This window comes from Burkholderia sp. HI2500 (genome assembly GCF_002223055.1).
In the GTDB taxonomy this organism is placed as follows: Bacteria; Pseudomonadota; Gammaproteobacteria; order Burkholderiales; family Burkholderiaceae; genus Burkholderia.
In genome coordinates this window covers 239,949-261,718 of record NZ_NKFL01000006.1, presented here as the reverse complement: position 1 = coordinate 261,718, position 21,770 = coordinate 239,949, and the positions used below count along the sequence as shown (strand labels likewise).

Annotated in this window: 19 protein-coding genes; 7 read left to right on the top strand and 12 right to left on the bottom strand. The window is 66.9% G+C overall.

Features of this window, described 5'->3' with window-relative positions:
- Positions 1–6 precede the first annotated feature (6 nt).
- Genes CFB45_RS18925 through CFB45_RS18900 form a run of 6 tightly spaced genes read right to left on the bottom strand, consistent with a single transcriptional unit; the run spans position 7 to position 3,985 of the window.
- Positions 7–495, bottom strand: coding sequence for a c-type cytochrome (locus tag CFB45_RS18925; RefSeq protein WP_089429042.1), 489 nt, complete (start codon positions 493–495; stop codon positions 7–9).
- A 53-nt stretch (positions 496–548) separates the two neighbouring features.
- The gene (locus CFB45_RS18920) at positions 549–1,049 is read right to left on the bottom strand and encodes a c-type cytochrome (protein WP_089426859.1); all 501 of its coding nucleotides are present in this window, start codon (positions 1,047–1,049) and stop codon (positions 549–551) included.
- A complete protein-coding gene (locus tag CFB45_RS18915) occupies positions 1,046–1,591 on the bottom strand; it encodes a methylamine dehydrogenase light chain (RefSeq protein WP_089426858.1) in 546 nt (181 codons plus the stop codon). Before CFB45_RS18915 ends, CFB45_RS18920 begins: the two co-directional genes overlap by 4 nt.
- 39 nt (positions 1,592–1,630) lie before the next feature.
- Positions 1,631–2,269, bottom strand: coding sequence for a methylamine dehydrogenase accessory protein MauD (mauD, locus tag CFB45_RS18910; protein ID WP_089426857.1), 639 nt, complete (start codon positions 2,267–2,269; stop codon positions 1,631–1,633).
- Positions 2,266–2,820 carry a MauE/DoxX family redox-associated membrane protein gene (locus tag CFB45_RS18905; RefSeq protein WP_089426856.1) on the bottom strand — a complete coding sequence of 185 codons (555 nt, stop codon included), beginning with the start codon at positions 2,818–2,820 and terminating at the stop codon, positions 2,266–2,268. Before CFB45_RS18905 ends, mauD begins: the two co-directional genes overlap by 4 nt.
- Positions 2,821–2,827: 7 nt before the next feature.
- Complete coding sequence (locus tag CFB45_RS18900) at positions 2,828–3,985, bottom strand: amine dehydrogenase large subunit (protein WP_089426855.1); 1,158 nt, start codon at positions 3,983–3,985, stop codon at positions 2,828–2,830.
- A 244-nt stretch (positions 3,986–4,229) separates the two neighbouring features.
- Between CFB45_RS18900 and CFB45_RS18895 the strand changes: the two genes are divergently transcribed.
- The 5 genes from CFB45_RS18895 (at position 4,230) to CFB45_RS18875 (ending at position 10,298) form a co-directional block, all read left to right on the top strand.
- Positions 4,230–5,192, top strand: coding sequence for a helix-turn-helix domain-containing protein (locus CFB45_RS18895; RefSeq protein WP_089426854.1), 963 nt, complete (start codon positions 4,230–4,232; stop codon positions 5,190–5,192).
- Positions 5,193–5,322: 130 nt separating this feature from the next.
- A complete protein-coding gene (locus CFB45_RS18890) occupies positions 5,323–6,267 on the top strand; it encodes a GlxA family transcriptional regulator (protein ID WP_089426853.1) in 945 nt (314 codons plus the stop codon).
- A 489-nt stretch (positions 6,268–6,756) separates the two neighbouring features.
- Positions 6,757–8,469 (top strand): M36 family metallopeptidase, encoded by a 1,713-nt coding sequence (locus CFB45_RS18885; protein ID WP_089426852.1) that lies wholly within the window; start codon positions 6,757–6,759, stop codon positions 8,467–8,469.
- Positions 8,470–8,548: 79 nt separating this feature from the next.
- Positions 8,549–9,802 carry a M20/M25/M40 family metallo-hydrolase gene (locus tag CFB45_RS18880; RefSeq protein WP_089426851.1) on the top strand — a complete coding sequence of 418 codons (1,254 nt, stop codon included), beginning with the start codon at positions 8,549–8,551 and terminating at the stop codon, positions 9,800–9,802.
- Between the two features lie 127 nt (positions 9,803–9,929).
- Complete coding sequence (locus CFB45_RS18875; RefSeq protein WP_069252350.1) at positions 9,930–10,298, top strand: YbjQ family protein; 369 nt, start codon at positions 9,930–9,932, stop codon at positions 10,296–10,298.
- A 58-nt stretch (positions 10,299–10,356) separates the two neighbouring features.
- Here CFB45_RS18875 and CFB45_RS18870 read toward each other — a convergent pair whose 3' ends face one another.
- The 5 genes from CFB45_RS18870 to betC form a co-directional block, all read right to left on the bottom strand.
- Positions 10,357–11,607, bottom strand: coding sequence for an MFS transporter (locus CFB45_RS18870; protein ID WP_089429041.1), 1,251 nt, complete (start codon positions 11,605–11,607; stop codon positions 10,357–10,359).
- Positions 11,608–11,834: 227 nt separating this feature from the next.
- Positions 11,835–13,247 (bottom strand): cysteine--tRNA ligase, encoded by a 1,413-nt coding sequence (gene cysS / locus CFB45_RS18865; protein WP_089426850.1) that lies wholly within the window; start codon positions 13,245–13,247, stop codon positions 11,835–11,837.
- Positions 13,248–13,620: 373 nt separating this feature from the next.
- Positions 13,621–14,760, bottom strand: coding sequence for a porin (locus tag CFB45_RS18860; protein ID WP_089426849.1), 1,140 nt, complete (start codon positions 14,758–14,760; stop codon positions 13,621–13,623).
- 259 nt (positions 14,761–15,019) lie between these two features.
- Positions 15,020–15,988, bottom strand: coding sequence for a choline ABC transporter substrate-binding protein (choX, locus tag CFB45_RS18855; RefSeq protein ID WP_089426848.1), 969 nt, complete (start codon positions 15,986–15,988; stop codon positions 15,020–15,022).
- Positions 15,989–16,033: 45 nt separating this feature from the next.
- A complete protein-coding gene (gene betC / locus CFB45_RS18850; protein WP_089426847.1) occupies positions 16,034–17,569 on the bottom strand; it encodes a choline-sulfatase in 1,536 nt (511 codons plus the stop codon).
- A 276-nt stretch (positions 17,570–17,845) separates the two neighbouring features.
- Between betC and CFB45_RS18845 the strand changes: the two genes are divergently transcribed.
- Positions 17,846–18,751, top strand: a complete 906-nt coding sequence (locus CFB45_RS18845) for a choline sulfate utilization transcriptional regulator (RefSeq protein WP_089426846.1) — start codon at positions 17,846–17,848, stop codon at positions 18,749–18,751.
- 169 nt (positions 18,752–18,920) lie between these two features.
- Positions 18,921–19,805 (top strand): formyltetrahydrofolate deformylase, encoded by an 885-nt coding sequence (gene purU, locus CFB45_RS18840; RefSeq protein WP_089426845.1) that lies wholly within the window; start codon positions 18,921–18,923, stop codon positions 19,803–19,805.
- A gap of 161 nt (positions 19,806–19,966) precedes the next feature.
- On the opposite strand, the gene CFB45_RS18835 is transcribed toward purU, so the two are convergent.
- Positions 19,967–21,622, bottom strand: a complete 1,656-nt coding sequence (locus tag CFB45_RS18835; RefSeq protein ID WP_089426844.1) for an APC family permease — start codon at positions 21,620–21,622, stop codon at positions 19,967–19,969.
- Between the last annotated feature and the right edge of the window lie 148 nt (positions 21,623–21,770).

The following is a 21,770-nucleotide window of genomic DNA, read 5'->3' as shown; positions in this document are numbered from 1 at the left end:
AGTCGGTCAATAGCGATCCGTGACGCCGTCGATCCCGCGCGCCTGCAACGCGCGCACGAGGCCGGCGCGCACGGTCGCGACGTCGGACAAGGCGGGACGGCGGTGCGCGGCGACTTCGGCGGCCGTATAAGGCTTGAAGTCGCGCGGCAGTGCGTCGCGGTTCATGGTCGTGAGTACCCAGTTGAGCACGTCGGCGAGATCCTGGTCCGACAGCGCCGAATTCGACGCGCCGGGCACGCGCATCACGTACTCGCGCCCGGCCGGCAGATGCGTGAAATAGCCGAGCGAGTTGGCGAGCGGCGGCACCTTGCCGGGGATGCCGCCGCCCGTCGCCGTATGGCAGCCCATGCAGTTGAGCACCCAGTGCTGGCGCGCGAGCGCCGCGTCGGCCGCGCCTTCGGCATGCACGGGTGCCGTGGTCAAACCTGCGACTGCTCCGGCCAGCATCAGCAACGACGACAGCCGACGCGACACGCTGCCGAGCCACGACGACATCGCACACCGCGTGCGGGCCGCGGCGTCGCCAACACGGGGCGCGCACGCGAGCGTCACAGGCCGAGCCCCTTGATGACGACTTCGCGTTGCGCATGAACGGCCGTGCCATCCATCGCCTTCGCGCGCGCCGCACGGATATCAGCCGCCGTGAACGGCTTCGCGTCACCATGCTGCGCGTTGAGATCGAACACGACGTAGTTGAGCACGTGCGCGATGTCGTCATCGCTCGCGCTCGCAAACGACGGCATCTTGAAGTTGTAGTGCTTGTCGCGCACCTTGATCTCGCCGAACATCCCGTGCAGCAACGTTGCGACCAGTTGCGCGCGCCCCGGCTCGGCCGTCGCGTACTTGCCCGGATACTCGGTCAGCGGCGGCGCGAGGCCGTCCTGCCCCTTGCCGCCCGCCTGGTGGCATACCGCGCACTGCGCGTCGAACAGACTCTTGCCGGCCGGGTAATGCACGGTTTCCTGCGCGCCGGCGGCGGCCGGCAACGCGAAGGCCGTCACGGCCGTCATGCATGCGACGGCGAACTTCCCTGCCTGCTTCCCTTTCATTGTTTTGCCGCTCCCAGCAGAACCGAAACCGAACAGTGATAGTTCGAATTTCCGTTGGCCATGCACCAGTTGATGTCGTTGTTCAGCGACAGCTTGTACAGCGGCTTCTCGCGCTCGTTGCGGTTGCAGAAGCATTTTCCGCACGATGTCTTGCCGCAGCAGTCGTTGTACGACACGATGTAGTCCGAACCGTCGTGCGGGTTACGGCAGGTGCCGATCCACGTAATCGGCGAAGGCGTCGTGCCCGGCGGGCAGCTGCTCGACGTGCCGCCGCAGCAACTGCACAGCCACCCGTCGATCGCGCAGTATTTCCAGTAGTCGCAGCTCATCGGATCGTCGCTCGCCGCCGTCGCGGCGCCCCCGGACGCAGCCGACGCACCCGATGCCGCATCGGCCGCATACGCGGTGCGATCGATGGGCAGCAGCGGCAGCAGCGCCGATCCCACCAGCACCTTGCCGAGCTTCGCCATCGCGCTGCGCCGCGAACTGTGCTGCGCGACGCCGCGCGCCGACCGCTCGAACCATGAATCAAACAGGCCCATGTCGTTGTTCTCCCTTGACGTTGAAAGAGGGGCGGCCGGTCATGCGTGCTGCGCGTGCGCGTCGTGGTCGTGGTCGTGGCCGTGATCGCCGTGCACGAACTGCTGCAGGGATGCAACGCCGCGCTCCTTCGCTTCGAACAGGCTCTCGAGATGCTCGCGCGTATTGACGAGCCCCTTCGCTCGCACCGTGCCGGTTTCGTCGAGCAGCACCGCGTACGGCAGCTTGCCGATCTGGTACGCGAGGCCAAGCTCCTGCGACAGCACGTACGGGAAGCGCCCGAGGTCGTGCTTGCGTGCGAAGCGCGTGTGTTCGTCGGCATCGCCATCGCTCGCGAGCACGATGTTCACCGGCGTCGATTCGCTCGCCTGCAGCGACGGCAGCAGCGGCAGCAACTTCTTGCAGACGGGGCACGTCGGCGACAGGAAGAACAGCAGCGTCGCCTTGCCCGACGCATCGAAGCCGCCGACCTTCACCTGCGCGCCGCGAATGTCGGTCAGTTCGAACGTCGGCGCGATCGCGCCGACCGCCGGCCCCTTGTCGATCATCAACGCGCCGGCCGGCATGATGCGTTCGTACAGGATGCCGATCTGGCGCACGAGCGCGAGACAGATCGCGCCGAGCGCGACGACGGCCACCCACAGCAGCGCGGTGGAAACGGTGAGAGCGGTTTGCATCATGAATTCCTCAAGTGGGAAAGGCGCGGTAGGTTGGCGAGCAGCACGTCGACGGTGAGCAATGCGCAGACGATCAGCAGCACGGAGAAGAACAGCGTCAGGTAGTCGAACCACACGACCGCGCGTGCACCCGGCTCGACGAGCGCGGTCGCGGCCAGCGCGGCGAGCAGCAGCGCGCGCCCGACGTGCAGCCAGCCGATGCCGCGCGGCGCATCCGCGCGCGCCGCCGCGAAGCCGGAGCAGCCGCAGTCGATGTCGGTGTGGCCGCGCACGAGATTGATCGCAATCGCGGCGGCGAAGGCCACGAGCAGCGCGACCAGACCGATCGCGCCGGCCGTGCGCGTATCGGGAAACAGCAGCGCCGCGGCGCCGATCGCTTCCGCGAGCGGAATCGCGAACGCGACGGGCGCGGTCAGCGCGTCGGGCAGCAGCCGGTAGCCGGCGAGCGCCTGGCTGAACGCGGCGGGCCGCCGCATCTTCGCGAACGCGCCGAGCAGCACGACGACGGCAGCGCCGGCCTGCGCGCTGGTGGCAAGTACGGGATCGATCGTCATCGCGGCCTCACGGGTTGACGAGCAGCGACGACGTGTTGCCGATCTGCTTCTCGACGTGCTGCAGCTTGCCGGTGCGCGCATCCATCACGACGAGGTCGGACGTCGCCGTCAGCCCATAGAACAGCGGCTTGTCGTCCTCGCTGACCTGGATCGACACGAGCGGATCGACCTTCTGCTGCGCGAGATCCCAACGCGCGACACGCTGCTTCGACTTCAGGTCGACCACCCACACCTGCGTGCCGGGATCCTTGTGCGAGCCGTCGCCGCCCTTGTGCATCAGCACGTAGTAGCGGTTTTGCCGGGCCTGCACGGCCGTCTGCTGCATGCCGCCCGGGCGCCAGCCTTCGGCGCGCTCGGCATCCGTCACGAGCGGCCACGGCTTGCCGAACGCGGGCTTGTCGCCGCTGAAATCCGCGCTGCGCACGTTGCCGCCGTACGTCGTGAACAGATAGGCGCCCTGGTAGCGCGACGCGTTCACGAACGCCGGATCCTTGTCGACGTCGATGAACGCCTCCGACATCGTGCGCTTCGCTTCCTTGCCGTTCGCATCGAGCGTGACGGTCAGCGCCTTGCCGCTTTCGCACAGCGCGGTGAAGCGGTCGTTGCCCGACGGATACGCGAGCACGCAGGCCGCCGTGTCGATCTCCGACAGCACCTGCTTCGACACCGCGTCGATCACCGTCACCGAGGCCGCCGGCGTGATGTTCGCGACGTACAGCCGCTTGCCGTCCGCGCTGAACGTGGTGTTGTACGGCGACGGCACATGCTGCGCATGCTTTGCCGGAATCACGATCTCGCCCGCATGATCGAGCGTCGTGTTGTCGGTCATCTCGACGACGTCGGTGCGCGTGCCGTGCGAGCCGCGCGAGAAGTAGGTCGTCGCGACGAAGCTCGTCTTGTGGTCGGGCGAAATCGCGAAGCCCGGGCCGAAGCCGCCGTCGATCTGGCCGAGCAGTTTCTTCGCATCGGCGTCATATACGTAGATGCGTCCGTCGGTCATCGACGGCATCGAGATGTCGACGATATAGACCTCGTGCGGATGCCATGGCGGCATCTTCTGCACGACCAGTTCCTCCGGCTTTTCCGTCGCGTTCGCGCTGCCGGCCCATGCCGCCGCGAACGCCAGCGTCGCCGCGAGCACCGCGGTTCGTCGCCTTGTCCTCATGTCGCCTCCAGTTGGGGAATCACGTGATGTGGGGCGACTGTAGTTCGACAATAAATCCGGTCAGCACCCGGACCGGCACCGCGTGCTTGCCGATTCGGGATATTGGAAAACCGCCTGAAAGCCGCGCCGGCCGGACGCTTCCGACCCTCTGACAAATGCGCGCGGAATAGCGCTCCCCCTTATTGCGCCGACCAGGCGGTCGGTTTAATCTTGCGCGGTCCTGATCGACGCACCCGGAGGCGCTGTGTTCGTGTTTCACGAGAGGTTCGACAACGCGGACCGGCATGCCGAGGCGCTGCGCGGCTGGAACCAGCGCTACGACCAGATCGGCTCCGGCGCGTATCGCAGCGCGGTCAAGCATGCGGTGCTGGACGGCATGCAGCTGTTCCAGGAAGCCGCCAACGTGCGCATCATCCAGCGCGGAAGACTGCCGCACGACCATACGGTGTTCGGCATGCCGCTCACCGGCTCGGGTGCATTCGCATTCGGTGGTGCGCGCATCGAGCGCGGCACGATGGTGATGGCGCGCGGCGGTGCGCCGTTCGAGCTGCATTCACCCGACGACATGTCGCTGATCGGTGTCGTCGCCGATCGCGCGCTGATGCAGCAGGTCGAGGATGCGGCCGATGTGCGCGTCGACGAAGCCACGTTGCGGCGCGGCGTCGTCGACATGCCCACCGCCGTGCTGATGCGCGCGAGCGTGCAGGTCGCCACGCAACTCGAGCGCGTGCTGGCGGCACCCGACGCCTACCGCGACGCACGCGCGCAGCGCGAACTGCGCGGCGAGATCGGCAACGTGCTCGTCGATCTCCTCACGTACCGGATTCCCGAACCTTCGAACCGTCTCACGCACGCCTGTCGCGCCGACATCGTGCGCCGCGTGCACGACTACGTGATCGGCCATCCCGAAGCACCGGTCGACGTACTGAGCCTGTGCACGCAATTGCGCGTGAGCCGGCGCACGATGCAGAACAGCTTCCAGTCAGTCGTGCAGACCAGCCCGTTGAATTACGTGCGCTCGCTGCGCCTGTCGCAAGTGCGGCGGATGCTGCTCGATACGCGGCAGGCCGACCTGCCGATCAGCGACGCGGCCGCGCGCTGGGGCTTCATGCATCTCGGGCATTTCGCGAGCGCGTACAAGGCGCAGTTCGGCGAGTTGCCGTCGACCACCGCGCGCCGGGCCGTGCGCGACGCAAAAACGCGCTGAGCCCGCGCAAAACCCGCGATAATCTCCCGCTGACCGTTCGGCGCGCGCGAGCCGGCCGCGGCGCCTGCCCGTCCGCTCGCTGCCGCGCACGATGCGCGACGACGACTACCCGATTCCATCTCTTGCCCCGATGCCCGAGGATTTCCATTTCCTGCTGCTGCCCGGCTTCTCCGCACTCGGCTTCATGTCCGCGGTCGAGCCGCTGCGCGTCGCGAACCGCTTTCGCACCGAGCTCTATCGCTGGCACGTGATCAGCGCCGACGGCGCGCCCGTCGCCGCGAGCAACGGCATACCGGTCGCCGCCGAGGCCGCGTGCGCGGAGGTCGACAAGGTCGATACGGTGTTCGTCGTCGCGGGTTTCGATCCGCTCGTGTGCTACACCCGCGCGATCGGCGACTGGCTGCGCCGCCAGCACCGTCATGGTGCAACGCTCGGCGGTATCGACACGGGCAGCTTCGTGCTCGCGGAAGCCGGGCTGTTCGACGCATCGCAGCCGCTCACGCTGCACTGGGAAGCACTGGCCGCGTTCCGCGAACGCTACCCCGGGCTGAACGCGACGCAGGAGCTGTTCGAGATCGACGACCGGCGCATCACGTGCGCGGGCGGCACCGCGTCGATCGACATGATGCTCGACCTGATCGGGCGGCGGCATGGCGCCGATCTCGCGGCGGCGATCTCCGAGCAGTTCGTCGTCAGCCGGATCCGGCAGCGCTCCGACAGCCAGCGGCTCGAGATCGCCGCACGCTACGGCGTGCACAACCGCAAGCTGATCCAGGTGATCGGCACGATGCAGCGGCACATGGAAACCCCGCTCGGCTCCGATGCACTCGCGCAGGAGGTGTCGATCACGCGCCGCCAGCTCGAACGGCTGTTCAGCGCGACGCTGAACGACACGCCGACGCATTTCTACCTGAACCTGCGCCTCGATCGCGCGCGTGAACTGCTGCAGCAGACGGACATGAGCATCACGTCGGTTTGCGTCGCGTGCGGGTTCGAATCGCCGTCGCATTTCTCGCGCACATATCGCACGCGATTCGGGCTGAGCCCGCGCAACGACCGGCGCGCGACGCGCTGATCGTCGCCGGTTTCACACACAATCCGGCGCGGAATTGTGCGTTCGGGCAGCGATTCCTGCCGCTTGCTGAACAATGCCGGCGATTGATCGACGGACCGAAGCGGTCGTCGAAAATAAATTGGAATGTCGTTGAAAATATTCTGTAACATACCAAAAAAAGTTAGATAGGCAGCCTAACGACATGCATGCCGCATCGCGACGTGCGTCGCGCCATGCGGGCTGCCGCCGATATCGATCCGATCCGAGGGGTATGACATGACGATGCTCGCTTCGCCGTCGCCGCACCTGCCTGCCGTTCGCTTCTTCTCCCGCTTCTCCCCCTCTTCGCCTGCCTGTTTCTTTTCGACCTGACATTTAGGGTTCCTTAGTCAGTCGACGCTCCCAACACCGCTTCGCCGCACCGGCGCCATCGCGCCGGCGCGCGGGCCGTGTCGTGCCTGCGCGCCACGAACGCGCGGGCGTATCCAACCGTTGAGATGAGGATCACGTATGCAGACATCACGCAAAGCACTGCCGCTCGCCCTGGGTCTCGCGCTCGGTTTCGGCATCGTCGGCGGCACCGCGGCCGATACGAAAGTGTCGAACCCGCAAGCAACGAGCCTGCGCGAAAGCCTGACGCGCGGCGTCGCGCCGCCGGCCGCCAAGGCCGATACGGCCGCCGGGCAGTTCCGCGCAGACGGCGTCGCCGTCACGCTGTACAACCCCGCGTATCGCGCGAAGAAGACCGCCACGACGCCCGCCGCCACCGCGCGCGACTTCGTCGCGTCGCAGGCCGCGCAGCTCGGGCTCGATGCGACCGCGCTCGCGAGCCTCGTCGTCACGTCGGAGCGCAACGATGCCGATTTCACCGTCGTGCGCCTGCAGCAACAGGCAGCCGGCTTGCCCGTGTACGGGAGCGATATCGCGGTAACGGTCGCGAAGGACGGTCGCATCCTGTACGTCGCGAGCAACACGATCAACGGCGTGGTCGCGACGTCGCGCAAGTCGCAGGCCGTCGACCAGCAGCAGGCGCTCGATCGCGCCCGCGCGTATCTCGGCGTGAGCGGCTTCACGAACCTGGATGCGCAGCTCGTCGCGTTCGTCGACAAGACCGGCACGCATACCGCGTGGAAAGTGCGCGGCCGCCCGAACGACGGCCCGAAAGGCGACTGGGAGCTGCTGATCGACGCGGGCAGCGGCGACGTGCTGCGCGCCGAGGACAAGGCGTTCTATGCGACCGACGGCACGGGCTTCGTGTTCCGGCCCGACCCGCTGTCGCCGACCAGGAGCAGCTACGGCAGCACGGGATTCAAGGACAGCAACGACGCTGACTCTTCGCAGCTCACCGCTGCACGCGTGCGCGTGACCTTGAAGGATCTCGCGCAGTCGGGCGGGCGCTACACGCTGACGGGCCCGTACGCGTCGTGCATCGATTTCGACGCGCCGCTCGACAAGGCGTGCCCCGTGCAGTCGACGCCCGCGTTCGAGTTCACGCGCGGCAACCTGTATTTCGAGGCCGTGAACGTGTACTACCACATCGACACGTTCCTGCGTTACGTGAACCAGACGCTCGGCATCAAGGCGATGCCGTACCAGTACACCGGCGGCGTGCAGTACGACCCGCACGGCGAATCGGGCGACGACAACTCGTCGTACTCGTCGAGCAGCGGCCGGCTGACCTTCGGGCAAGGCGGCGTCGACGACGCGGAGGATGCGGACGTCGTGATCCACGAGCTCGGCCACGGCATCCACGACTGGGTGACGAACGGCGGCCTGTCGCAACAGGAAGGACTGTCGGAAGGCACCGGCGACTATCTCGCCGCCGCGTACAGCCGCGACTTCAACCAGTGGAGCCCGTCGGATGCCCAATACCACTGGGTCTACAACTGGGACGGCCACAACGAGTTCTGGGGCGGCCGCGTGACCAACTGGAACGTCGGGCGCACCTACGCGCAGGCACGCGGCGCGGAGATCCATACGGCCGGCCAGTACTGGGCGTCGTGCAACCTCGTCGCGCGCGATGCGATCGGTGCGCAGGCGATGGACAAGGCGTTCCTGAAAGGGTTGTCGATGACCAACAGCTCGACCAACCAGAAGGCCGCCGCGCAGGCCGTGCTGACGGCAGCGTCCGCGCTCGGCTACAGCAGCGCGCAGCTGACCGCGATCGGCAATGCGTACAACCAGAGTTGCACGTACGGCGTGACCGTACCGAAGAAGTCGTAATTCCGCAGCAGGCGGGGGCGCCTCGCACGACCTGCGGCGCGCCCTCTTCCTCGACATCGCCATCCTCACGAGATCGAACATGCCTACTCTGAAACTGACCCGCCTGAGCGCCGCGCTGGGCGGCATGCTGCTGACCGCCGCCGCGCACGCGACGCCGGTGTGGATCACACTCGGCGACGCGGCGTTCCGCCAGTTGCAACGCATCGACGCCGGCGCCACCGCGCAATACAGCACGACCCTCGACACCGGCAAGACGGCCGACGGCGTCGCGCGTCGCGAAACCGTTCACGTCGTCGAAATCGACGATTCACGGCTCGGCGAGCTGGCCCACGCCGTCCACCATACGCGCGGCCACGGGCCCGGCTATGTCGTGCACGACTCGTTCGACGACGCGCGCCAGGCGCTGCAGCCGTTGCCGCCGACGCTCGCGAAACAGGCCGCCGCCTCCGTGTACAAGGTATCGAACGCGCCGCAGATCGGCGCGTGGGTCCAGCAGCTGCAGGCCAGCAACATCGTCGGCACGATCACGTCGCTGTCCGGCTTCACGAACCGCTACTACACGACGTCGCACGGCGTCGCCGCATCGGACTGGCTCGCACTGCAGTGGAAGCAGCTGGCGGGCTCGCGCGCCGACATCACCGTCGAACAGTTCGCGCACACCGGCTTTCCGCAGAAATCCGTGATCCTGACGATTCGCGGCAGCGATCCGGCCGCGGGCACCGTCGTGCTGGGCGGCCACCTCGATTCGACGGTCGGCCGCACGACGGAGAACACGCGCTCGCCCGGGGCGGATGACGATGCGTCGGGCATCGCCAGCCTCACCGAAGCGCTGCGCGTGCTGCTGGCGAACAACTACAAGCCGAAGCGCACGATCAAGTTCGTCGGGTACGCAGCCGAGGAAGCCGGGCTGCTCGGCTCGAAAGCGATCGCGAAGCAGTTCCGCGCGCAGAATGCGAACGTGGTCGGCGTGCTGCAGCTCGACATGACGAACTACAAGGGCGATCCGAAGGATATCTACCTGATCACCGACTACACGAACGCGTCGCAGAACACCTACCTGACGAATCTGGCGAAGACCTACCTGCCGGAACTCGCGATCGGCACGTCGCAGTGCGGGTATGCGTGCTCGGATCACGCGTCGTGGAATGCGCAAGGGTATCCGGCGTCGTTCCCGTTCGAGGCCGACCAGAACGACAGCCCGTATATCCACACCGTGAACGACACGCTGGAGAATTCGGATCGGCAGGCGAATCATGCGCTGAAGTTTGGCAAGCTGGCGCTGGCCTACGCGGTCGATCTCGGCGGGGATGGCAGCGCGACCGTCAAGCGTTGACCCGGCGACGGCCGGGGGCGGTGGAACGGGCGCGTGGTGCGGGCGCGCCCGTTCGAACCCGGCCGAACCCGTTTGCCGTTCCAGATAGAATCGTCATTCGCTCACTTCTGCAACACGGTGCAATGCCATGACCGATATCTCCCGCTCGTTCGACGATCTCACGCCCGAACGCGTCACGACCGCATTCGACCTGCCCGGCCACACGACCGTCCGCTCGCTCGGCGTCGCACAGGGGATCATCGTGCGCTCGCGCTCGATCGTCGGCTCGTTCGGCGCGTCGCTGCAAACCCTCTTCGGCGGCAACATCACGCTGTATACGTCACTGTGCGAGAAGGCGCGCCAGCAAGCGTTCGACAAAATGCTCGGCGACGCGCGCAAGCTCGGCGCGAATGCGATCGTCGCGATGCGCTACGACTCGACCGAGATCGGGGCGGGCGTCACGGAAGTCATCTGCTACGGCACGGCCGTGCGGGTCGCGCGCGACGCCGGCGCCTGACCGTCAACCGTTACGCGCCGGCCACCCACACGATCGCAAAAACGGCGTCGGTATTGCCTCAGCGCTCTCGTTCCAGCGAAGTCATGTTTCGCAGTTGCGGGAACAACCGCATCCACGTGAGCGCGACCGCAATCGTCGCGGCGCCACCCACGACGATCGCCGCCGGCGCGCCCCACCACGCGGCCGTCACGCCCGACTCGAATTCGCCGAGCTGGTTCGACGTACCGATGAACAGCGAATTGACCGCGCTCACGCGCCCGAGCATGTCGTCGGGCGTACGCAGTTGCACGAGCGACAGCCGCACGACGACGCTGACGACGTCCGACGCGCCGAGCGCGGCCAGCGCCACGAGCGACAGCGCGAAGTGCCGCGACAACCCGAACACGATCGTCGCGATGCCGAATGCGATCACGCCGCCGAACATCGCGCGACCCGGGCGCCCCTTCAGCGGGAACCGCGTGAGCCACAGCGTGCCCGCGAGCGCGCCGACCGCAGGCGCCGCACGCAGCGCGCCGAACCCCCACGGGCCGACCTGCAGGATGTCGCGCGCGTAGATCGGCAGCAGCGCGGTCGCGCCGCCGAACAGCACCGCGAACAGGTCGAGCGACAGCGCGCCGAGAATCGCCGGCTCGCGCCGGATGAACGCGATCCCCGAAAACACCGAGCGCAGCGTGACCGGCTCGCGGGCGGGCGGCGCACTGCGCAGCGGAATCGTGCCGCTCAGCACCGCCGCGATCGCGAATGCAACGACGCTCGTGCCGAACGCGGCGGGCGCGCCCACGCCATACAGCAGCCCGCCGAACGCGGGCCCGAGGATCTGCGCGGCCTGGTTCGCGGACGTCGACAGCGCGGTTGCGCGCGGCAGGTCGGTACGCGGCACGACGGCCGGCAGCAGCGACGACACCGACGGCGACTCGAACGCGCGGGCCGTGCCGACGATCGCCGCGAGCGCGTACACGGCCGGTGCGGCCAGCCACCCTTGCGTGGCGCCGAGCAGGAACACGCCGGCGGCCAGCGCCTCGACGCCCTGGCAGATCGTCGCGATGCGTCGACGATCGTAGCGGTCGGCCACCTGCCCGACGACGAGCGTCAGCGCGAACATCGGCACGAACTGCGCGAGGCCGACGAGACCGAGCGCGAACGCGCTGTGCGTGAGCGCATAGACGTACCAGCCGATGGCAACCGACAGGATCTGGAAAGCCAGGGAAGACATGACGCGCGTGCCCCAGAAACGCTGGAACGGGACATGGCGGAACAGGTTGGCGGGTAACGGGGATAAAGGGCTGGGGTCGGGCACGGAGTCGGTCATCGAGGTCTCGGCAGGCGGCGCTGCGCGCCGGTACCGTTCGAGAAACGACGGCGCACGCCGACGCGTGCGCGCGACAACGGTGCCGACGCGGCCAAAGCGCGATGATATGCCAACCGCGAAAAACGGGCCGCAGGTGTGGGTGCCGACGATTCCGGCGGCCACGCCGATCGCGGCCGCCGGGTCGATGCCCGGCTACAGGATCTTCCGATGCAGGCGGCCCGCGCGCTTTACTGCGGCAGGCCACCTGTATCGCTCGAACCCATCGCGATGCCGAACAGACGTTGCCCTTCCGGCGTGTCCTCGACTCTCCAGCCCTCGGCGCTCAACGCTGCCCGAATCCGGTCGGCTTGCGCCCAGTCCTTGTCCGCCCTCGCGCGCTCACGCTCACCGAGCAACCCGCGGACATGTTCCGGAACGTCGAACGCAACCGGCCGCCATTCGCGCAACCCGAGGCCCAGAACCGCGTCGAAGCTGTCGACGGTCGCTTTCAGGGTGGTAGGCGGCAGGTTGCTCCTGACCAAATCCCACAGCACCGCGAGCGCCCTCGGCAGGTTCAGGTCCTCGTTCACTTCGGCATCGAAGCGCGCCGCGAAATCCGCATCGACCCGCCCGCCGTCCGGCCAGCCGGCATGGAGGTGCCGCAGTCGATTCAGCGCGGTGTGCGCCGCGTCGAGCGACGCCCACGTGAAATGCAGCTTGCTTCGATAATGGGCCGTCAGGCACAGATAGCGGTACGCGAGCGGATCGACACCGCGGCTCTGCAAGGTCTGCAGACGAACGAAGTCGCCGCTCGACTTCGACATCTTCGTATCGGCGTCGAGCGTCAGGAAGTGCCCGTGCATCCAGTAGTTCGCGAGCTGCGTGCCGTGGGCCGCCCGCGTCTGCGCGATCTCGTTGCTGTGATGCACGGCGATATGATCCTCGCCGCCGCAATGGATATCGAACAACGTCCCGAGATACTTCGCCGACATCGCCGAGCATTCGATATGCCAGCCTGGAAAGCCGCGCCCCCACGGGCTGTCCCATTCCATTTGCCGCTTGACGCCGGCCGGGCTGAACTTCCACAACGCAAAATCCGTGATGCTCCGCTTTCCGCCCAATGCCACCCGCTTGCCCGCCTGCAACCCCGCGCGGTCCAGCCGCGCGAGATACCCGTAGTCGTCCTGCCGACTGGTGTCGAAGTAGAGGCCGTCGTCCGTCCGATAGACGTAGCCGGCCCGGTCAAGCGTATCGATGAACGCGATCTGTTCGGCGATGTGATCGGTGGCGCGGCACCACACCGTCGGCTCGAGCAGGTTGAGCGCGTGCCAGTCCCGGACGAACGCGTCGGTGTAGCGCCGCGCGATGGCCCATGCCGATTCGCCGGTCCGACGGCTGCCCTTCTCCATCTTGTCTTCGCCTTCGTCCGCATCCGACGTCAGATGGCCGACGTCGGTGATATTGACGACGTGCCGAACCGCGTAGCCGTTGCGCTCCAGTACGCGGCGCAGGAGGTCCTCGAACACGTAGGTTCTCAGGTTGCCGATGTGGGCATCGTCGTAGACCGTCGGGCCGCAGCAATACATGCCGACCTGCCCGGCCCGGATAGGCGTGAAGGAGCGCACGGTACGCGACCAGGTGTCATACAGCGCAAGCGGCATCGAGTTTCTCCGTCTGGAAAGTGTCGGCCCAAAAACAAAAAGGCCGCCTGTCTTGCATCACAGGCGGCCGGAAGGCGATTGCTTGAATGTTTAGCGAATTCGCTAGACGCAACGTCCCCCTGGCATGTTCTGACAACATGCACCGATGAACGAGGAGGGGGAAATGGCGAGATCAAGCATGCGGACGATGCTAGCGCCTATAGACGGCAATGGTCAATACCATCCGAGCGCTGCTCCCCCGGTGGGGGCCAGGCTGCCGGCACGGGACGGACGGCTTTCGTGCCCGCTCACGCCGGCAAAAAAAAGCGCGAACCGAGGTTCGCGCCAAAGAGAGACCGCTCGCTGAAGACGTCGCTGCCCCACCCCATCCCGCTCAGAACGAATGCCGCATCCCGATCCGCACGTCGGCCTGCGTCTGCGTCGTCGACGGCGTGAAGCTGTAGCCGATCACCGCATCGACGCCTTGCGACGCGCGCAGGTAATCGCCGGAGATGTAGATGTCGGTGCGCTTCGACAGCAGGTAGTGCAGGCCGGCCGTGCCCTGGTTCCAGTGGTGGCCTTCGAAGCGCGTGTGCTGGTAGCCCGCGATGAGGCTCAGCGCCGGCGTGAACTGGTACAGGCCGCCACCTTCGTACACCTGCATGTGCGACGACTGGCCGAAGCCCTTGATCGTCGTGTACGAGTAGTTGGCGTCGAGCGTCAGCTTGCCGATCGTGTAGCTGGTGCCGATGCCGAACGTGCCCTGGCTGTCGACGTCCATCGCGGTGTTCGAGAACAGGTCGGTGCGGGCGCCGGTCGCCGGATCGACGGTGACGGTCTGCTGGCCGAGGAACGTGTGCGTGCCGATCATCGCGTACGGGTCGAACGCATAGATGCCGTTCGGGTTGTTCAGGCGCGTGTACGCGGCGCCGATCGAGAAGTCGCCCTTCGTGAAGCTCGCGCCCGCGCTCCACGCGCTGTTGCGGTGGAAGTTGCCCGCGACGTTGCCGAACGAGTACATCGCGCCGAACTTGAAGCCGCTCAGGTCGTTCGACAGGAACTTCACCGAGTTCGGCAGGCGGTCGCCGTTGAAGCGGTCGAAGTCGCCCTGGTGGATCGCATAGCCGCTGCCCCACGCGGAGATGTTGTAGATCGATACGAGCTCGTTCGTGATGTCGAGCTGGTTGCCGAACGACAGCGTGCCCCAGTCGTTCTGCAGGCCGACATACGCCTGGCGGCCGAACTCCGCGCCGCCGAAGCCGAGTTGCCCGTTGCCGAGGTGGAAGCCGCTCTCGAGCGTGAACACGGCCTTCAGGCCGCCGCCGAGATCTTCCGTGCCCTTGAGGCCGAAGCGGTTCCCGTACGCGACGCCGTCGTCGAACTTGACCACGTGCGAGCCGCCCGTGTTGTTCACGTACGTGATGCCGGCGTCGAGAATCCCGTACAGCGTCACGCTGCTTTGCGCATGGCCAATGGCGGGAATACAGGCCGCGCATGCAAGCGCGGCGGCTACGGCAACTTTCGTATGCTTCATTATCGACCACCCTCCCTGAACCGTTCGATGGATAGAATCTCGTCCCGGCGCGTGCCGCGATGCGCCGGTGGATTCGATTTCGGTACGCCCGCTGGCTTTGGTATTTCGTTTTCCGCAATAACGCAGCCATTGGCGAAAAATACAAACCCATATTTCGGGTCACCCGTCTGAAGGCGACACTAAATGGTCACGATGCGACGGATCGGGAAAACACGTAGACAGGCGGCACGGTAAAAACCGGCCGCCGGAAGGGAGGAAATCAGCGGCCGTCGAGGGCCGCGCGCACGGCCGGCAGGCCCGGTGCGCCGGCCGCCGTCGTCACGCCGTCGAGCCAGCCGGCGACCAGCGCCGGGTCGGCCTTCAACGCATGCTGCGCCGCGAGCGCGGCCGACGTCTTGTGGTCGAGCATGTCGGCGATCATCCGGTTCTCGACGTCGACGGAGAACGTCATCTGCCGGAACAGCCTGGCGAGGTTCGTGCACTGGCCGGCGAACCCGGCACGCGTGACCGTATTGACCGTCGCACCGCCGTAGTTCGGGCCGAAATACGCATCGCCGCCCGACAGGTAGGTCAGGTGGAACTTCGTGTTCATCAGGTGCGGCTCCCACGCGAGAAACACGATCCAGCGCTTGTCGCGCACCGCGCGCTCGACCTGCGTGAGCATGCCCGTCTCGCTCGATTCGACGAGCGACCAGTTCGCGGACCCGAGCACGTGGTCGGACAGCAGCCGCTTGATGTTCTGGTTCGCGGGCGCGCCGGGCTCGATCCCGTAGATCTTGCCGCCGAAGCGGTCCGCATGGCGCGCGAGATCGGCGAACGTATGCACGCCGGCAGCCGCCACGTAATCGGGCACCGCGAGCGTGAATTTCGCGCCGCTCAGGTTCGCGTGCAGCACGTCGATCGATTTCTCGTCGACGAACGGCTTCACGAGCGGCGCCTGCGCGGGCATCCAGTTGCCGAGGAACACGTCGACCTGCCCTTTCTTGAGCCCCTGGTACGTGATCGGCACCGACAGGTTCGCCACGTCCTGCCGATAGCCGAGCGCCTTCAGCACGACGCCCGCCATCGCGTTCGTCGCATCGATGTCGGTCCAGCCGGGCGCCGCCATCTTCACGTCGCCGCACGCCTGCGGGTCGGCCGCGTGCGCGGCCTGCGTCGTCATCAGGCACGCGGCGGCGGCGAGCGCCGCGCCGATCCTTCGGATTGCTGCATTGCGTTGCCGTTTCATGGTTCGCTTCCTCCGTCGTTCCTCAATGATCGCGATGCGGTACGCTCAGCGCCCGACTCGCGGAAACCGCGCCATCGCCTCGAGCGTGTCGAGTTCGATGTGATTGCGCATGTAGCGCTGGCTCGCGTCGGTGAACGGCTGCCAGTCCCACGCCTGAATGCGGCCCTGCGTCGTGGCCGCGTAATGAAAGCGTCGGCGCCGCTGGCTCGCGCGCACCTGCCGGTCCAGCTCGGGCAGGTTCCAGCGCTGCGCGGCTTGCGCGCGGAACGCGGCAAGCACGTCGGCCGCTTCCGGCGTGTCGGCCAGGTTCGTCAGCTCGCGCGGGTCGTCCGACAGGTTGTACAGCTGGTCGGGATCGAGCGGGCAATGCACGTACTTCCAGTCGCCGCTGCGGATCATCACGACCGGCGCAACCGCGCCTTCCGCCAGATATTCGCCGAGCGCGACGTCGTGCGCCGGCGTGCCGTGCAGGTGCGGCACCAGGCTCGCGCCATCGACCGGGTCGGGCCAGCCGCCGGCCGGCGCGGCGCCGGCGAGGTCGACGAGCGTCGGCAGCAGGTCGACGTGCGACACGGGCCCGCGCACGCGCGCGGCGTCGAAGCGGCCCGGCGCATGGACGATCAGCGGCACGCGGCAGCCGCCTTCGAAGAACGTCATCTTGTACCAGAGCCCGCGTTCGCCAAGCATGTCGCCGTGGTCGGACGTGACGATCACGATCGTATCGTCGGCGAATCCGCATTGTTCGAGCGCGGCCAGCACGCTGCCGAACTGAGCGTCGACGTAGGACGTCGCGCCGTAGTAAGCGCGGCGCGCGGCGCGGATCTGCGCATCGGTGGGCGGCGTGCGGTCGTTCTCGCAGACGAAGCGCAGCCGCTGCGAATGCGGGTCGCTTTCGGCCGCATCGAGGTACACGGCCGGCATGTCGATTTCTTCGTCGCGGTACAGATCCCAGTAGTCGCGCGTGATCGCATACGGGTCGTGCGGATGGGTCAGCGACACGACCATGCAGAACGGCCGCGCATCGTGCCCGGCCGCGCGCTCGCGCGCGACGTCGTACAGCTTCTGCTTCGCGGCGAACGTGACCTCGTCGTCGAAATCGAGCTGGTTCGTGCGCACGCACGGGCCGGCCTCCAGCACCGAACTCATGTTGTGATACCAGCTCGGCCGCTCGGTCGGACTGTCCCAGTCGGGCACCCAGCCGAAATCGGCCGGATAGATGTCGGTCGTGAGGCGCTCCTCGAAGCCGTGCAGCTGGTCGGGCCCGCAGAAATGCATCTTGCCGGACAGCATCGTCCGGTAGCCGCCAGCGCGCAGGTAGTGCGCGAAGGTCAGCGTTTGCGCCGGCAATTCGGCGGCGTTATCGTAGGCGCCGATCCCCGACGGCAGCTTGCCCGTCAGCAGCGAGAAGCGCGACGGCGCGCACAGCGGGCTCGCGCAGTACGCGGCGTCGAACACCACGCCTTGCGCGGCGAGACGGTCCAGCGTCGGCGTGCGCGCGACGCGATTGCCGTAAGCCGGCAGCGCGAACGGCGTGAGCTGGTCGGCCATCAGGATCAGGATGTTGGGTGTCGGGTTCGTCATCGGCTGTCGTGGGGAAAACGGTGTTCGAATGGACCGGCGCGCCGCTCGCGCAGCGGGACGTCCGGCATGACGGAAGCGGCTCGACGAAAGTGCCGCACGGGCGAGCCGCGCTGGCTAGAATCGCGGAATGCGTGGCGCGGCGCCCGTGAAGCGGGCTTTGAAAGCAGGTTTTGAAGCAGGCCGCGAAGCGCAGGTACCGCACCGTCCGAAGCACTATCACCCGCCCGAATTCGCGCGGGTAGGCGTCCGGCCCTTATGGGGCCATTAGAGAGACTTATGTCGAAATCCGAACCGTTACCGTCGATGCAGGCGCTGCGCGCGTTCGAATCGGCCGCCCGGCTCGCGAGCTTCACGGCCGCCGCGCGCGAGCTCGGCTCCACGCAGCCGGCCGTGAGCCAGCAGGTGTTCCAGCTCGAGGCCGAACTGGGCGTGCCGCTGTTCGAGCGCAGCCCGCGCGGCGTCACGCTGACGGCCGACGGCGAGTGCCTGTACGAAGCCGTGCGGCTGAGCCTCGACACGCTGCGCGGCGCGACCGCGACCCTGCGCGCGCGCCGCGAGCACGGCGCGCTCACGATCGTCACCGACTTCGGCTTCGCGACCTACTGGCTGATGCCCCGCCTGGCCGGGCTGAAGCGCGTGATGCCGGATGTCGACGTGCGCGTCGTGACATCACAGGATTACGACGCGCAGCGCGACCACGGCGACATCGCGATCCTGTTCGGCGACGGCCACTGGCCATCGTGCACCGCCGCGCGACTCTTTCCGGAATCGGTCACGCCTGTCTGCTCGCCCGCGTTCCGTGACGCGCACCCGCACGTCGCGCGGGCCGAGCACCTGCCGGCCCTGCCGTTGCTGCACGTGCAGCCGACGCGCCCCGAGCGCTGGCTGTCGTGGTCCGGCTGGTTCGACGCGCACGGCCTCGATACGGCCGTCGCCGCGCGCGGCGTGACCTTCAACAGCTACGCGCTCGTGATCCATGCGGCGCTGCTCGGCGAAGGCGTCGCGCTCGGCTGGTCGCCGCTCGTCGACGAACTCGTCGCGTCGGGGCAGCTCGTGAAGCTCGTCGACGCGCCGGTCGTCACGTCGCGCGGCTACTTCCTGGTGCGGCCGCCGCAGCGGCCCGAGCCGGACGCGACCCACGTGTTCCGGCGCTGGCTGCTCGACGCGTGCGCGAGCGCTTGACGGGCGCCCCCTGCCCCCGCGTGCTGGCGCGCCGATACCAGCCACACGGCGCGTTGGTTCTATCCGCCCCGAAATCGTCCTGATTTACTTGAGCCTCCCGCAACCCGCGCGGCGCGGCGCTTTCGTGCGCCGCCGCACGGACGTGCGCCCATGCCATCCGAGGAATCTCATGACCGCCGAGCACCGCCCCGATCAATTCGTCCTGACACTGTCGTGCGCAAGCGCGGCCGGCCAGGTCGCCGCCGTCGTCGGCTTTCTCGATCGCCATCGCTGCTATGTCGATGCGCTGAACGTGTTCGACGACGATCTCAGCAACCGCTTCTTCGTGCGCTGCGTGTTTCATCCGACGGATGAAACGCTGCAGATCGATGCGCTGCGCCACGAATTCGCACCGATCGCGGCCGGGCTCGGTGGCCATCAGGGCGACATGCAGTGGGCGATCCACGACGTGAACGCCCGGCCGAAGGTGCTGATCATGGTGTCGAAGCTCGAGCACTGCCTCGCGGACCTGCTGTTCCGCTGGCGGATGGGCGAGCTGAAGATGGACATCGTCGGCATCGTGTCGAACCATCCCGACTTCGAGCCGCTCGCCGCGCAGCACGGGCTGCCGTTCCGCCACTTCCCGATCACGGCCGAGACGAAGGCGCAGCAGGAAGCGCAGTGGCTCGACTTCTTCGAATCGAGCGGCGCCGAACTCGTGATCCTCGCGCGCTACATGCAGGTGCTGTCGCAAGAAACCAGCGCGAAGCTCGCGAACCGGGCGATCAACATCCATCATTCGTTCCTGCCCGGCTTCAAGGGCGCGAAGCCGTATCACCAGGCGCATGCGCGCGGCGTGAAGCTGATCGGCGCGACCGCGCACTTCGTCACCGACGATCTCGACGAAGGCCCGATCATCGAGCAGGTCGTCGAGCGCGTCGATCATGCGCTGCGCCCCGAGCAGCTGCTCGCGGTCGGGCGTGATGTCGAATCGCTCACGCTCGCACGCGCGGTGAAGGCGTTCATCGAGCGGCGCGTGTTCCTGAACGGGGATCGGACGGTGGTGTTTCCGTAAGCGAAAAGGCGTCGCGTTCGACACGCGGCAGAAACGAGAAAGGCTCGACCGGTAGGTACCGGTCGAGCCTTTTTTGTCGCCGCGTTGCGCGCGATGCGCCACGCGACGCTCCGGGTGCGGTTTCCGGAGCCGCCGCGCGCCGCAGCGCGTGCGCTACCGCGTCACTTTACCCACGCGAAGTAATACGACAGCCAGATCGTCAGCCCCGCGCCAACCAGCGCAACGTAAGGCATCAGGTTCAGCCACATCGCGCGCTTCGGCACTTCGAGCTCCATGTCGCGCTGCATCTGCGCGGGGAACCGGCCGCGGTCCTGCCAGTAATGGCGGAACAGGAACACCGGCACGATCAGCAGCATCGCGATCAGCCCGTTGCGCAGCGTGCCGTCGCCCTGCAGGTTCGCACCGGCGCCGACATAGACGAGGTTCGCATACCCGCAGATCGCGCCGCCGACGAGCAGCCACGTCGGGCAGCGGAACGGCCGATCCCAGTTGCCGCGATCCATCCGGTGGATCCAGCCCGACTGAAGATTCAGGAATACGAACAGCATGTAGCAGACGTTCGAGATCGACAGCACCGTCATGTAGTCCGACATCATCAGCAACACGAGGTTGAAGCCGAGATCGGTCCACATCGCGCGCGTGGGCGAGCCGTGCTCATTCACGTGCGACAGGTACTTCGGCAGCCAGCCGTCGACCGATGCCTGGTACAGCGTACGCGACGAGCCCATCATCGACGTCATCACGATCAGCAGGATCGACAGCATCAGCATCACGACGACCGCATTCGCGACCCACGCGCCACCGCCGACGATCTTCGCCATCGCGGCCGCGACGCCGGTGCCGTCGCCGATCGACGGATCGAGCATCGCCTGCGTGCCGAGCGCGCCCTGGAACGCCATCGGCACGAGCGTCATCACGACGAGGCACAGTGCGCCCGACCAGAAGATCGCCTTGGCGGTATCGCGACGCGGGTCACGGAATTCACGCGTGTAGCAGACGGCCGTCTCGAAGCCATACGACGCCCAGCCGGCCATGAACATCGCACCGAGCGCCATCGTGACGCCTTGCCCGTTCCACGAGCCGAACGTCGCGGCCGTGAGATTGCCGTGCGCGTCGTGACCGAGCGGCAGCAGCGGGAGCAGGTTCGACATCGGCACGTCGCCCGTGACGAACGGCACGATGCCGACGATCAACAGCGGCGTGAGCGACGCGATGCCGAGAATGCGCTGCGTACGCGCAGCCTTCGATGCACCGCTGTGCTGAAGCTTGAACGTAATGAGAAGCAGGATCGTCGCGATGATGAACGTCGCATTGATCCGCAGGGACAGACCCGGCTTGATGAACCCGAGGTCCGCAACCTTGAGCTGCCAGTGCAGCACCGCCGCATCGGCGGGAAAGAGACTCGTGAGCGCATAGCTCGCCGCGAGGCCGCAGCCGAGCGCGAGCATCGGCGACCACGCGAGCCAGTTGCACCACACGGAAACCGGGGCAATCAGCTTGCTGTAACGGACCCAGCCGATCGCGCCATATACGGACGCGCCGCCCGATTTATGGGGAAATAGCCCCGATATTTCCGCATAAGTCGCGCTTTGAACCAGCCCCATCGTGATCGCGGCGATCCAGATCGCCCACGCGGGCTGGCCGATCGTCGCGCATACGCCGCCGATCGTGAACAGCACGCCTGCCGGCACGCCGCTCGTTACCCAAAAAGCGTCTTTCCAAGTCAGGCCACGATGCAGCGTGTGGCCCGGCGAATCATGTGAGATGGTTGCCTCAACATCACTGGTGCGATTCGCACGCAGTCCTGCCTGACTCATCCAATTCCTCCTGTGATGACTCCGCACAAGGGCGCTAGTGTAACAACTTACGCACTTTTCTGCAGAATCAAAAAAATAATTCCGGGATAAGGTCGTGTCGCAGTGCAATTATTTCGCATTACTACCGACCTTTCCCGGACTGTCTCTT

Bases quoted from the DNA above. Each gene is read 5' to 3' on its own strand.
- CFB45_RS18885 (WP_089426852.1), top strand. From the start codon at position 6,757: ATGCAGACATCACGCAAAGCACTGCCGCTCGCCCTGGGTCTCGCGCTC.
- mauD (WP_089426857.1), bottom strand. From the start codon at position 2,269: ATGATGCAAACCGCTCTCACCGTTTCCACCGCGCTGCTGTGGGTGGCC.
- betC (WP_089426847.1), bottom strand. From the start codon at position 17,569: ATGACGAACCCGACACCCAACATCCTGATCCTGATGGCCGACCAGCTC.
- CFB45_RS18860 (WP_089426849.1), bottom strand. From the start codon at position 14,760: ATGAAGCATACGAAAGTTGCCGTAGCCGCCGCGCTTGCATGCGCGGCC.
- CFB45_RS18915 (WP_089426858.1), bottom strand. From the start codon at position 1,591: ATGGGCCTGTTTGATTCATGGTTCGAGCGGTCGGCGCGCGGCGTCGCG.
- CFB45_RS18835 (WP_089426844.1), bottom strand. From the start codon at position 21,622: ATGAGTCAGGCAGGACTGCGTGCGAATCGCACCAGTGATGTTGAGGCA.
- CFB45_RS18905 (WP_089426856.1), bottom strand. From the start codon at position 2,820: ATGACGATCGATCCCGTACTTGCCACCAGCGCGCAGGCCGGCGCTGCC.
- CFB45_RS18880 (WP_089426851.1), top strand. From the start codon at position 8,549: ATGCCTACTCTGAAACTGACCCGCCTGAGCGCCGCGCTGGGCGGCATG.
- choX (WP_089426848.1), bottom strand. From the start codon at position 15,988: ATGAAACGGCAACGCAATGCAGCAATCCGAAGGATCGGCGCGGCGCTC.
- CFB45_RS18900 (WP_089426855.1), bottom strand. From the start codon at position 3,985: ATGAGGACAAGGCGACGAACCGCGGTGCTCGCGGCGACGCTGGCGTTC.
- CFB45_RS18870 (WP_089429041.1), bottom strand. From the start codon at position 11,607: ATGACCGACTCCGTGCCCGACCCCAGCCCTTTATCCCCGTTACCCGCC.
- purU (WP_089426845.1), top strand. From the start codon at position 18,921: ATGACCGCCGAGCACCGCCCCGATCAATTCGTCCTGACACTGTCGTGC.
- CFB45_RS18875 (WP_069252350.1), top strand. From the start codon at position 9,930: ATGACCGATATCTCCCGCTCGTTCGACGATCTCACGCCCGAACGCGTC.
- cysS (WP_089426850.1), bottom strand. From the start codon at position 13,247: ATGCCGCTTGCGCTGTATGACACCTGGTCGCGTACCGTGCGCTCCTTC.
- CFB45_RS18920 (WP_089426859.1), bottom strand. From the start codon at position 1,049: ATGAAAGGGAAGCAGGCAGGGAAGTTCGCCGTCGCATGCATGACGGCC.
- CFB45_RS18925 (WP_089429042.1), bottom strand. From the start codon at position 495: ATGTCGTCGTGGCTCGGCAGCGTGTCGCGTCGGCTGTCGTCGTTGCTG.
- CFB45_RS18890 (WP_089426853.1), top strand. From the start codon at position 5,323: ATGCCCGAGGATTTCCATTTCCTGCTGCTGCCCGGCTTCTCCGCACTC.
- CFB45_RS18845 (WP_089426846.1), top strand. From the start codon at position 17,846: ATGTCGAAATCCGAACCGTTACCGTCGATGCAGGCGCTGCGCGCGTTC.